The sequence below is a fragment of the Hymenobacter sp. IS2118 genome (assembly GCF_000715495.1).
Taxonomy (GTDB): Bacteria; Bacteroidota; Bacteroidia; order Cytophagales; family Hymenobacteraceae; genus Hymenobacter.
On sequence record NZ_JNLX01000157.1, the window covers coordinates 52,639 to 65,044 of the forward strand.

At 63.8% G+C, this 12,406-nt stretch carries 10 protein-coding genes; all 10 read left to right on the plus strand.

Going from position 1 to position 12,406, the window contains the following annotated elements:
• Nucleotides 1-120: 120 nt before the first annotated feature.
• The 10 genes from GM79_RS16220 (at nucleotide 121) to GM79_RS16265 (ending at nucleotide 12,320) form a co-directional block, all read left to right on the plus strand.
• On the plus strand, nucleotides 121-1,368 hold the full coding sequence (locus GM79_RS16220; protein ID WP_035565891.1) for an efflux RND transporter periplasmic adaptor subunit: 1,248 nt from the start codon (nucleotides 121-123) through the stop codon (nucleotides 1,366-1,368).
• Nucleotides 1,369-1,380: 12 nt separating this feature from the next.
• Nucleotides 1,381-2,838 carry a TolC family protein gene (locus GM79_RS16225; protein WP_035565894.1) on the plus strand — a complete coding sequence of 486 codons (1,458 nt, stop codon included), beginning with the start codon at nucleotides 1,381-1,383 and terminating at the stop codon, nucleotides 2,836-2,838.
• Nucleotides 2,839-3,012: 174 nt separating this feature from the next.
• Nucleotides 3,013-3,759, plus strand: coding sequence for an ABC transporter ATP-binding protein (locus tag GM79_RS16230; protein WP_081867826.1), 747 nt, complete (start codon nucleotides 3,013-3,015; stop codon nucleotides 3,757-3,759).
• A gap of 112 nt (nucleotides 3,760-3,871) precedes the next feature.
• Entirely contained in the window at nucleotides 3,872-5,128 is a 1,257-nt protein-coding gene (locus tag GM79_RS16235) for an ABC transporter permease (protein ID WP_035565897.1), read from the plus strand.
• Nucleotides 5,125-6,321 (plus strand): FtsX-like permease family protein, encoded by a 1,197-nt coding sequence (locus GM79_RS16240; RefSeq protein WP_035565900.1) that lies wholly within the window; start codon nucleotides 5,125-5,127, stop codon nucleotides 6,319-6,321. The genes GM79_RS16235 and GM79_RS16240 overlap by 4 nt, the downstream gene beginning before the upstream one ends.
• Before the next feature lie 58 nt (nucleotides 6,322-6,379).
• Nucleotides 6,380-7,630 (plus strand): ABC transporter permease, encoded by a 1,251-nt coding sequence (locus GM79_RS16245; protein ID WP_035565903.1) that lies wholly within the window; start codon nucleotides 6,380-6,382, stop codon nucleotides 7,628-7,630.
• A gap of 133 nt (nucleotides 7,631-7,763) precedes the next feature.
• On the plus strand, nucleotides 7,764-8,963 hold the full coding sequence (locus GM79_RS16250; protein WP_035565906.1) for an ABC transporter permease: 1,200 nt from the start codon (nucleotides 7,764-7,766) through the stop codon (nucleotides 8,961-8,963).
• A 63-nt stretch (nucleotides 8,964-9,026) separates the two neighbouring features.
• On the plus strand, nucleotides 9,027-10,265 hold the full coding sequence (locus GM79_RS16255; RefSeq protein WP_035565909.1) for an ABC transporter permease: 1,239 nt from the start codon (nucleotides 9,027-9,029) through the stop codon (nucleotides 10,263-10,265).
• Entirely contained in the window at nucleotides 10,262-11,461 is a 1,200-nt protein-coding gene (locus GM79_RS16260) for an ABC transporter permease (protein WP_035565913.1), read from the plus strand. Before GM79_RS16255 ends, GM79_RS16260 begins: the two co-directional genes overlap by 4 nt.
• A 151-nt stretch (nucleotides 11,462-11,612) precedes the next feature.
• Complete coding sequence (locus GM79_RS16265) at nucleotides 11,613-12,320, plus strand: head GIN domain-containing protein (RefSeq protein ID WP_035565915.1); 708 nt, start codon at nucleotides 11,613-11,615, stop codon at nucleotides 12,318-12,320.
• Nucleotides 12,321-12,406: the final 86 nt, after the last annotated feature.

The window sequence follows — 12,406 nt, forward strand, 5'->3', positions numbered from 1 at the left end:
ACACTTTTTAGGAGAACCAACTCGGCTTAATTATATGTTATTTAATGGTAATCAGATGGTTATATAAATGGCACGGGCCTTGGCAATAGGTAGTGGAATCATACCTATTCCCGCCCGAAAATGGACAGAGCCATTGCCCCATCAATTCAAAGCCAACGACAGCGGCGCCGCTGGCTGCTAGGGGCGGGCGTGGTGGCGGTGCTTTTGGTGGCGGTGCTGGCCTTTCGCACGGTGCTGAAACCTAGTATCAGCCGCAACGACATTCTCACGGCGCGGGTAGAGACCGGTGATGTGGAAGCCTCGCTAACGGCCGCGGGTACCATCATTCCGGGCCGGGAAGCGGTGCTGACCAGTCCCATCCAGAGCACGATTCGCCGGGTGGCGGTGGCGGTGGGCGCCCGCGTGCAGCCCAACGAAACCATTCTGGAGCTGGATAAGGAGCTGGCCAATTCCGCCCTGGCCAAGCTCGACGACGAGCAGCTGCGTAACCAAAACAAGAACTCGCAGCTGCAGCTGACCCTGGAGCGCAGCCTCAACGACCTGCGCGTGCAAGCCCAGGTGCAGGCCGTGAAAGTGCGCAGCCTGCAATCGACCTTGCGCGACGAAGAGCAACTACTAAAAATAGGGGGCGGCACTGCCGAAAACGTGCGCCAGGCCGAGCTGAACCTAGCCGTGGCCCAGCTGGAAGCCCAGCGCCTGGCCCGCCAGATTCAAACCCAGCAGCGGTCCAACGCGGCCGATGTGCGCGAGCTGGGCTACACCGTGTCGATGCAGCAGCGCAGCATTTCGGAGCTGGCCACCAAGCTGCGGCAGGCCAACATCAGCAGCCAGCAGCCGGGCGTGCTGACCTGGGTGAACGAGAACATTGGTACCACGGTGCAGGCTGGTGACCCGCTGGCCCGCGTGGCCGACCTGAGTAGCTTCCGGGTGCGGGCCACGATTTCGGATTCCTACGCCGAGGCCCTGCGCGCCGGCGACCCGGTGGTGGTGCGCATCAACGACACGGATTTGCGCGGCAGCGTTGCCAGCATCAGCCCCAGTGTGGACAAGGGCGTGGTTACCTTTTATGCCCAACTGGAAAACCCCCGGCACCCGGTGCTGCGGCCCAACCTGCGGGCCGATGTGTTTGTGGTGACCCGCGCCCACCACGGGGTATTGCGTTTGAAAAACGGTCCGTTTTACCAGGGAGGAAAGGAGCAGGCTGTGTTCGTGGTGCAGAACGGCCGGGCCGTGCGCCGCACCGTGCGCTTCGGCGACAGCAACTTCGACCACGTGCAAATTATTGACGGCCTGCAAGCTGGCGATGAGGTGGTGGTGTCGGACATGAAAAGCCACGCCGAAACGCCGGAGCTTCTCATTAAGGAATAACACGGCCCGGTGATGAAAATTCGACTTCTTTTTCTGCTCGTATTGCTGGCGCTGCCCAAGCTGCCGGCCGGGGCCCAGACCGCCCCCGGCGGCCTCACGCTGGACGGCGTGATTGCCCTGGCGCTGAGCCAGTCGGCCGTGGGCCAGCAGGCCTATACCACCCGCGAAACCAGCTACTGGGCCTGGCGCGGCTACCAGGCCAACTACCGGCCGCAGCTGGGCTTGCAGGGGACGCTGCCCAATTTCAGCCGGGCCATTGCGCCGGTGGTGCAGCCCGATGGTACCACCAGCTTCCAGTCGGTACGCATCAATAACTCGGATTTGGGTTTAACCCTGAGCCAGAACATTGGCCTCACCGGCGGGCAGGTATTCGTGGGGTCGGTGGTGCAGCGGTTCGATGATTTCAATGGCCAGCTGCGGCGCTACAATAACCAGCCCTTTGCCGTGGGCCTCACGCAGCCGCTGGGCCAGTTCAACGGCCTGCGCTGGGCCCGGCGCATCGAGCCGCTGCGCTACCAGGAAAGCCAGCGCCAGTACGTGGAAGAGCGCGAAACCATTGCCCAGCGCGTCACGGAGCTGTATTTTGACGTGTTGCTGGAGCAGGTGAACGCCGAAGTGGCCCGCCAAAACGCCGAAGCCACCGCCGAGCTGCTGCGTATTGGCCAGGAGCGATACCGGCTGGGGCGGCTCTCGCAGAGCGACTTGCTGCAGCTGGAGCTCAACCTGCTCGACGCCCGCCAGGCCCAGACGCAGGCCCAGCTCAACGCCCAAAACGCCACCGTGGAGCTGCAAGCCTACACCGGCCTGACCGAAGCTCCGGCCCTGGCCGAGCCGGCCCCGGCGCCGCAGCCGGTAGTGCTGCCGGCCCGGGCGCTGGAGCAGGCCCGGCAGCACCGCAGCACCACGCTGGCCTTCCGCCGCCGGCTGCTGCAGGCCGAGCGCGACGTGGCCCAGGCGCGGGGCACCACCGGCTTCCGGGCCACCCTCACGGCCAACCTGGGCTACGTGAATCAAGCCACTTCCTTCACCGATACTTACGCCAACCTGCAAAACCAGCAGCAGGTGGGCTTGGTGTTTTCCGCTCCGCTCGTGGACTGGGGCCGCCGCAAATCCATTGTGAAAACCGCCGAGTTGACCCGCGACCAAGTGCAGCGCGCCGTAGCCCAGGAAGAGCGCAGCTTCGAGCAAACCGTGCTCACGCAGGCCAGCCAGTTTACGGCCCTGGCCGAGCAGCTGCGCCTGGCCGAGCGGGCCGACTCGCTGGCCCAGCGCCGCTACGACATCACGCGGGCCACCTACCTGCTGGGCCGCCTCAGCCTCACCGATTTGAGCCTGGCCTCCAACGCCAAGGACAGCGCCAAGCGCACCCGCATTTTCGCGCTACGGGCGTGCTGGGTAGCCCACTACCGCCTACGCGCCCTCACGCTATACGACTTTGATAAACAGGTGCCCATCGTGGCTACTCGCTGATTGCCAATAAGTAAGTTGTCATGCTGAGCTTGTCGAAGCATCTCTACCGCGCAACTAATTTCAACGAAGCGGTAGAGATGCTTCGACAAGCTCAGCATGACAGCTCCAAACTACCTGATTTCTCTTCGCGCTTTTCTCACCTTTTCTGCACCTTTCACTATTTGATTTTTTAATATGGAAAACCTGCTCGCCACCTCGTTCGATACCCACCCGGAGCTGCTGCCCAACGGCCCGGCCGCTGCGGAAACGCCGGTCCTTCAGCTCACCAACATCGAGAAGGTGTACCAGACCAGCACCATCGAAACAGTGGCGCTGAACCGGGTGAACCTGACCATTAACCGGGGCGAGTTCGTGTCCATTATGGGGCCCAGCGGCTGCGGCAAGTCCACGCTGCTCAGCCTCATGGGCCTGCTCGACGAGCCCACCGGCGGCACCATTGCCGTGGATGGCCGGCTCGTGACTTCGTACTCGGACCGGGAACTGGCCGGGCTGCGCAATCTCAAAATTGGCTTCGTGTTCCAGAGCTACCACCTGATAAACGACCTGTCGGTGGTGGACAACGTGGAAGTGCCACTGCTCTACCGGCCCGGCATGGGCGGCAAGGAGCGTCGGCAGCGGGCAATGGCTGCGCTCGACAAAGTGGGATTGAGCGCCCGCACCGGCCACTTTCCCGGCCAGCTCTCGGGCGGGCAGCGGCAGCGGGTGGCCATTGCCCGCGCCCTGGCCGGCGGCCCCGAAATCATTCTGGCCGATGAGCCCACCGGCAACCTCGACTCGGTGATGGGCGAGGAAATTATGGACCTGCTGCTGGGCCTCAACCGCCAGGACGGCGTGACCATCGTGATGGTGACCCACGACGAGCAGCAGGCCCAGAAAACGCAGCGCGTGGTGCGGTTTTTTGACGGCAGCCAGGTGGGGTAGGATAATTAAAAATTAAAAATGAAGAATTAAAAATGAGTCGACAGGACGATTCTGAACAGGCTCGATTTGCTCTCATTTTTAATTTTTAATTCATAATTTTTAATTCAAACCCATGCTCCTCTCTTACTTAAAAATTGCCTGGAAGGTGCTGATGCGCCGCAAGTTCTTTACCGCCATTAGTTTGTTTGGTATCAGCTTCACGCTGATGATTCTGCTGGTGGTTTATGCCATGTTTGACTACACGGCCGGCCCGCGTCGGCCCGAGCTGCGCACCGACCGGCTGATGTTCATCAGTCGTATTCAGTTGGTGTACCGCGACGGTGGCACCGGCAACTCAAGCTTGGGCTACGCTTTTCTGGAGAAGTGGGTCCGTACCCTGAAAACACCCGAAAAGGTGTCGCTCAGTTTGGCCAATTTCAAGCCGGCGGTGGCGTACGTGGGCAATCAGGTGCTGAAGCTGGACCTCAAGTTTACGGACGGCGAATTCTGGCAGGTGCTGGATTTTGATTTCGTGGCCGGCCGGCCTTACAACCTGCAGGAGGTGCGCGAAGCCGCCCACGTGGCCGTGCTCAATCAAACCAGCGCCCGGCGCTATTTCGGCCCCGATGCGGCTACGGCGGTGGGCCGCTTCGTGGTGCTCGATGCTGTGCGCTACCGGGTGGTGGGCGTGGTGCATGACGTGGGCCTCGCGCGCTTTCATTCCTACGCCGATGTGTGGCTGCCCAACACGGTATCGACCTACAACCTGCGTGACCCTAACTACCAGGGCTCCTTCCAGGCCATTGTGCTGGCCCGCACCCCGGCCGAAGTGCCGCGCGTGCAGGACGAGTTTCAGCGGGTGCTGGCCGGCGTGCCGCTGCCCGACCCGAAGGAGTTTAGCAAAATTAACGCGTGGGCGCATCCGCTGCTGGCTTCCATCACGGCGCAGTACAACGGCGATGCCGGGGCCGATGGCGGCGTGGGCGGCTTCCTGCGCGTGCTGTTGGGGCTGGGGCTGCTGTTTCTGGTGCTGCCGGCCCTCAACCTCGTCAACATCAACGTGAGCCGTACCCTGGAGCGGAGCTCCGAGATTGGGGTGCGGAAGGCTTTCGGGGCCACGGCGAGCCGGCTGGTGGGACAGATTCTGGTGGAGAACATCTTTCTGACGTTGCTGGGCGGGGTGCTCGGTCTGGGGCTGGCGGCGGGAGTGCTGGCGCTGCTCAACGGCAGCCATTTCTTCGCCTACTCGCAGTTTGAGCTCAACGGCCGGGTATATGCGATGGGGTTGGGCATGGCGTTGTTTTTCGGAGTGCTGTCGGGAGCCTACCCGGCCTACAAAATATCGAAACTATCGGCCGTGAAGGCCCTGAAAGGAGAAATCGCCGCATGATACGCCACCTGTTTACGCTGATGTGGAACCGCAAGCGCGCCAACGGCCTGCTGCTGCTCGAAATAGTGCTGGCCTTCGTGGTGCTCTTCGCCGTGGGCAGCGTGGCCGTGTACAACTGGACCAACTACCGCGCCCCTTTGGGCTTCACCTACGAGCAGGTGTGGGAAGTGGACATGAGCCCCGGCAATCAGCCCCGCCGCGAGCAGTTTGCCACCTTGCAGCGGGTGTTGCAGCGGGTGCGCAGCATGCCGGGCGTGGTCGGCGTAGCCCGCCACTCCGAGAACACGCCCTTCTCGTTCAACGACAGCTCTACGGAGTTTCAGGTGAAGGACGGGACTGATAAGTTGAAGGTGGGGGCGGAGTTTTACCACGTTGGCCCGGAGTTGCGCGACGTGATGAGCCTGCGTCTGGTGGCGGGCCGCTGGTTCGACCGCCGCGACGAGGCCGCCGGCCGCCGCAAGCCGGTGGTTATTACCGAGCTGATGCAGGCTAGTCTATTTCCCAAAGGCCGGGCATCGGCAGTAGGCCAGACGTTGGTCGACAACGACCAGGATGCCTATGAGGTAGTGGGGATTATCAGTTCCTACCGCGCCCAGGGCGAGCTAGCCGAGCCCTACCCGGCCGTACTGGCCTACGTGGGCCCGCAGGACTCGGCCCACGCCTGGACCAGCCCGATGGTGCGGGTGCAGCCGGGCAGCGGCGCGGCCCTCGAAAAGCGCCTCGGCGAAGAAATCCGGGCCGTGAGCGGGGGCTGGGTCAGCAGCGTCACCAGCCTGCCCGACCAGCGCCTCACGCAGCTCAAGTTCCGGCTGACTCCGCCCGCTATTATGGCCGTAATCTGCGTTTTTCTGCTCGTCAATGTAGCGCTGGGCCTGTTCGGGGTGCTCTGGCTGAATATTAATCAGCGGCGCGGCGAGTTGGGCGTGCGTCGGGCCATGGGTGCCCCGGCCGGGGCCATCAGCTGGCAGGTGGTGGGCGAACTCCTGGTGCTCACCACGTTTGGATTGCTGCTGGGGCTGCTGCTGGCGGTGCAGTTTCCGCTGCTGGGCGTGTTCGACGTGGCCCCCGGCGTGTACGGCCTGGCCATGCTGCTGGCCACCGGGATACTCTACGTGCTGGCCATCGGCTGCGCTTTTTACCCCAGCCGGCTGGCGGCGGCCATTCAGCCGGCCGTGGCGCTCCGGGAGGAGTAAGCCGCGCCAGCCCCGGCGGGCATCGTTCCCAAATTCATCGGTTTACCACTGTTTGCCCATGTTGCTCTCCTACTTAAAAATTGCCTGGAAGGTGCTCATGCGCCGCAAGTTCTTCGCCTTCATCAGCTTGTTTGGGGTGAGCTTCACGCTGATGATTTTGCTGGTGGTGATGGCCCTGTTCGACCACTTGGTGGGGCCCAGCACGCCCATTAAGCGCGTGGACCGGATGCTGTTCGTGAATACCATCCGGCACCAGATGGCGGAGGGCAACGGCTGGATGAACATGCCGGCCAGCATCCACTTCGTGGACGATTACGTGCGCAAGCTGAAAACCCCGGAAAAGGTGGGCATCATCACCGCGTCATCCAATGCCACGGCTTTCACCAAAAGCAAGCTTTTGCCTCTAGACCTTTCTTACACCGACGGTGACTTCTGGCAAATCATGGATTTTGATTTCCTGGGCGGCCGGGCCTTTACCAGCACCGAAGTGCAAGCCGCCCAGCACGTGTGCGTGCTGAACGAAGCCACCGCCCGCGGCTACTTTGGCACCACCGACGTGGTGGGCCGCACCATTGAAATCGACCTGAAACGCTACCGGGTGGCGGGCGTGGTGCGCAACGTCTCGGCCGGCCACTTGTATGCCTACGCCGACGTGTGGGTACCCTACACCCTGAGCCCGCAGTACTACAAGGATAACCGAATCGAAGGCGAATTTCTGGTGGTGATGCTGGCGCCCTCGGCTGCGGCGGTGCCGGCCGTACGCGAAGAATACCGCCAGATGATGCGCCGGGTGGAAATTCCGAACCCGAAGGACGTGAAAGCCCTGTTCTCCTACGCCGACCCGATGCTAGCCGGCTTCACCCGCGAGCTGCTGAACTACCAGGACCGGACCGTGGACAACGACAACATCACCTCATTTTACTTGGTAGTGGGCGGTCTGGCGTTGCTGTTTATGCTGCTGCCGGCCCTGAACCTGGTGAACCTGAACGTGACTCGCATTTTGGAGCGCTCGGGCGAAATTGGCGTGCGCAAGGCGTTCGGGGCCACGGGCCGCGATTTGGTGGGGCAGTTTCTGGTCGAGAACGTGGTGCTGGCCCTGGTGGGCGGGCTGCTGGGTCTGGGCCTGGCCGCCGGCGCCCTGGCGCTGCTCAACCAGGCCCACACCGTGGCCTATGCGCATTTCGCCCTCAGCTGGCGGGTATTCGGCTGGGGTATGGTGCTCACGCTGCTGTTCGGGCTGATGAGCGGCGTGTACCCGGCCTGGAAAATGTCGCGCCTCAACCCCGTGGTGGCCCTGCGCGGCAGATGAGTTTTTTCAGGGTAGGAGGGTGTGAGGGTAAGGGGGTGGGAGGGTAGGAGCATTTTAGCTGCTTGCCTTATTCCAATACCCTCACCCTCCCAACCTCCCACCCTCCTACCCCCTTACCCTCACACCCTATCCCATGTTCCGCCACATCTTTACCCTTATCTGGAATCGCAAGCGGGCCAATATGCTGCTGATTTCCGAAGTGTTTTTCTCGTTTGTGGTGCTCTTTGGGGTAGGGGCGGTGCTCATTACCGTTGGCAAGAACTACCTGGCGCCGCACGGTTTCGACTACGCCGACGTGTGGCGGCTGCAGGTGCGTGCCGGCCAGGGCCTGCAAATGCCCCGCTCCGAGCTCGACGAGGTGCTGCGGCAGGTGCGCGCCCTGCCCGGCGTGCGCACCGTGGCCCTCACCAGCGGCAACCTGCCGTTCATTTTCAGCACCAATAATTCGACTTTTGGCTACGGCGACAAAATCATGGTGGCCAATGTGTACGACGCCGACGACCGCTACACCGACGCCATGCGCCTGCACCTGCGCGAAGGCCGCTGGTTCGAGCCGAGCGACGACGCCAGCAACCACCGCCCGGTGGTCATCAGCCAGGACCTGCGCGAAACCTTGTTTGGCAACGGCCCGGCGCTGGGTAAAATCTTCACCTGGAGCCATCAGAACCCCAAATCCACCAAGCCCGAAGACGAATTTCTGGTGACCGGTGTGGTCGATAATGTGCGCATGGCCAACGACTTCGCGGCGGCCGAGCCCGGCGTGTGGAAGCGCCTGCTGCCCCACGATACCACTAGCTGGGAAACGGCCAACGTGCTGGTGCGCGTGGCCCCCGGCCAGGGCGGCGAGCTCCAGGAGAAAATTGCTCGTACCGTGGCTAGCGTCACCCGCCAGTGGACCACCGAAGTGCGCGTGATGAACGACGACCGCCTCAGCAAGCGGCGCTACACGCTGGTGCCGGTGGTGGGCCTGTCCATCATGGGCCTGTTTCTTATTGTGAATGTGGCGCTGGGGCTTTTTGGCGTGCTGTGGTACAACATCAGCCAGCGCCGGGCCGAAATTGGGCTGCGCCGGGCAATGGGCGCCACCGGCGCGGGTATTGGCCGGCAGTTTTTGGGCGAGATGCTGGTCGTGACCACGCTGGGCGTGTTGGGCGGCGTGCTGCTGGCGGTGCAGTTTCCGCTGTTGGGCGCCTTCGACCTGCCCGTGCAGCCGTACCTGCTGGCTATTGCGGCGGCCACCATTGCGGTCTACGTCATCACGGCGCTGTGTGCCTGGCAGCCCAGCCGGTTGGCGGCGGCCATTCAGCCGGCCGTGGCGCTGCGGGAGGAGTGAGCCGCGCCGGCCGGCCCCGGCTTGCATCGTTTCCAAAATCCATCAGCTTACCGCTACTTGCCCATGTTGCTTCATCACCTCAAAATGGCCTGGAAAGTCTTGCTGCGCCGCAAGTTCTTTACTCTGCTGAGTTTGGTCGGCATCGGGGCCACGCTCATGAGCTTGCTCGTTGCCGTGGCACTTTACGACGCCGCCGCCGGCCCGCACCGCCCCGAAAGCCACCCCGACCGCCTGCTGTGCAGCACGTTCGTAACCCTGGACATGGGCGGCGGCCCCATGCGCACGCGCCCCAGCCAGTGGCTGCTGAGCAAAGCCCTGGCGCCGGTGCGCGCCCAGGCGGTGGTGGGCATTGCCAGTACCGAGCCGTTGCCCGTGGTGGCCTACGTGCGGGGCCGCAAGCTGCCGCTGAACGTGAAAGCCGCCGACGCCGGGTTCTGGCAGGTGCTGAATTTTCGGTTTCTGGAAGGCGGGCCTTACACGGCCGGGCAGCGGGGGGCAGGCCGGCCGGCGGTCATCAGCGCGGGCACGGCGCGGGCCTATTTTGGCGCGGCTCGCGGGGTGGTAGGCCGCACCCTGGTTATCGACCAGAAAAACTACCGGGTGCAAGGCGTGGTCGAAGACGTGCCGGCCGTGCGCTTCCACGCCCACGCCGATGTGTGGGTGCCCTACGACCCCGGCTCGATGGACGTGCAGACCGACAATGCCTTCGGTACTTCCGAAGCGCTGGTGCTGGTGCCCACGGCGGCGGCCATTCCGGCCGTGCACCGCGCGTTTGAGCGGGCCGTAGGGGCGGTGCCCATGGAACCCGGCATGACCCTGGACCTGCACCTACAGTCGTTTGCCGAGTCGGTGGCGGGCCACGTGCTGGCCCGCTACAACTGGACGCAGGACCCGGCCCGCCTGTTTCGGGGGCTGAGCGTGGGCGCCGTGCTGCTGCTTTTGCTGCTGCCGGCCCTCAACCTGATAACCATGAACGTGAGCCGTATCAGCGAGCGGGCCACGGAGATTGGGGTGCGCAAGGCTTTCGGGGCCACCGCCGGCGCCTTGGCGGGCCAGTTCATGGTCGAAACGCTGCTGCTGACGCTGCTGGGCGGCGTGGTGGGCCTGGCGCTGGCCACGGCGGTGCTGCGCGGGCTGGCCGGCAGCCACCTGGCCGCCTACGGGCGCATCGAACCCAACCTGCTTGTTTTTGGCTGGGCCCTGCTCGGGAGCTTGGTTTTTGGCCTGCTCTCGGGCGCGTACCCGGCCTACCGCATGGCGCGGCTGCCCGCCATGGAAGCCCTTAAAAACGCTCAGTCATGATAAAGCACCTCCTCAAGCTGATTTGGAACCGCAAGCGAGCCAATGCCTTGCTCATCACCGAGCTTTTTCTCTCGTTCATGGTGCTCTTTGGGCTGGGTAGCCTGGGGGCCGTGCTGGGCCTGGCCATGCGCCAGCCGCCGGGCTTCGCCTACGAAGACGTCTGGGAGCTGCGCCTGACCACCAACAACGACCCGCTGCCCCAAAACCCCACTCTGCGCCGGTTGCTCCCTCAGCTGCGGGCCGTGCCGGGCGTGGTGGATGTCAGCCGGTCTTCGTTCAGCACGCCCTTCTCAGCCTATAGCATGAACAGCAACGTGCGGGCCGGCAACCGGCCGGTAGTAGAGGGCAACGAAGTGCAGACCGACGACCATTTCGGCCCCCTGCTGCGCCTGGAGCTGCTGGAAGGCCGCTGGTTCGACGCGCGCGACGATGCCAGCGCTGTGCCACCCGTCATCATCAACCGGGAGATGCGGGAGGCGCTGTTCCCCGACGGCCCCGCACTGGGCCAGCTCGTGCGCTCCAGCCACTCCTCCAACCCCAAGGAAATGAATGAGGGGCGGGTGGTCGGCGTCACCGGCTCGTATCGCTCCGGGGGCGACCTGGGCGCGCCGGCCCCGTTTGTTTTCGTGCGTACCGTGCTGCCCGATAGCAGCGATACCATGTTTTCGCACACGCTGCTGGTGCGGGTGCGGCCCGGCAGCGGCGCGGCCCTGGAAGAACAGCTGGTGCGCACCGTGGCCGCCGAAACCAAAACCTGGAGCACCAGCGCCATTTCCCTCACCGACAGCCGCGCGGCCGGCCTGGAAACGGCTTTGGCGCCCGTGTTTGCGGTGGGCCTGGTGGCGGCCTTCCTGTTTTTGAACGTGGCCCTGGGGCTGTTTGGCGCCTTGTGGCAAGCCATTGGGCAGCGCCGGGCCGAGATTGGGCTGCGGCGGGCCGTGGGCGCTACCGGACCGGGCATCAGCCGGCAGTTTGTGGTCGAAACGCTGGCGCTCACCACCCTGGCCGTGGTGCCGGGCCTGCTGCTGGCGGCGCAATTGCCGCTGCTGGGCATCTTTGGGCAGCCCGCGGCGGTGTACGGCGTGGGCATGGCGTTGGCCGTGGCGCTGGTGTATGGCTTTGCGGTGGTGTGCGCGGTGCAGCCGAGCTGGCAGGCCGCGCGCATCCGGCCGGCCGTGGCGCTCCGGGAGGAGTGAGGCGGGCCACAGAAGCCAGCTTCGCAGCTTATTTCAGGAGCCGCTGTAACGAACCGGAAAAGCGACGGTAACCCAGGCAACCCGTCGCAATCAGTACGCATCTGAGGGAATAAGCAAGCAGTCCTTTTCTCATCCTTTTTTCTTTTTCCGCATGAAAAACATCACCACTCTCGCCCTGCTCTGGCTCCTAGCCCTGGTGCCCGCCCTGGCCCAAACCGCTCCCGAAGTGCGCGCCCTGGCCGCCTTCCAATCCCTCGACGTTTCCAACGGCATCGAAGTAACCCTGACAACCGGCCCCACGCAGCGCGTGGAAGTGAGCGCCGACACGCCCGAAAACCTTGTTCGGCTGAAAAGCGAAGTAGAAAACGGCGTGCTAAAACTGAGCTTCGACCGCAAAATGAACGAAGCCTGGGGCAAGAAAAACTTCGTGCGCAACCTGCGCGTGAACATCACCGCCCCCTCGCTCGCCGGCATCGAAGCCAGCAGCGGCGCAAAGGTGGAAATGAAAAGCGCCTACGCCGCCAACGATTTCGTGCTGGAGGTGTCGTCGGGCGCCACCGTCACGGCTCCCGATTTCACCGCTAAAGCTGTGAAAGCCAAAGTGAGTAGCGGCGGCGTGGTAACCCTCGACGGCAAGGTGGAAAGCCTGGACGTGCGGGCCTCCAGCGGCGGCGAGTTCCGGGGCCGCGACGTGCAGGCTACCACCTGCGAGGCGTCGGCTTCGAGCGGTGGCGCCATTGCCATCGGCACGCAGGAGCAGCTCACCGCCGAGGCATCGAGCGGCGGCAGCGTGCGCTACGCCGCCGCGCCCCAGGTAACCAAGCACACCAGCAGTGGCGGCAGCGTCCGCAGCCGGTAGCTTTGTTAGCGGTTAGCCGAAAGCTCCTTATAAGAAGGTCATGCTGAGCGCAGCCGAAGCATCTCGCTCGCCTCGTTGTGGCCGTG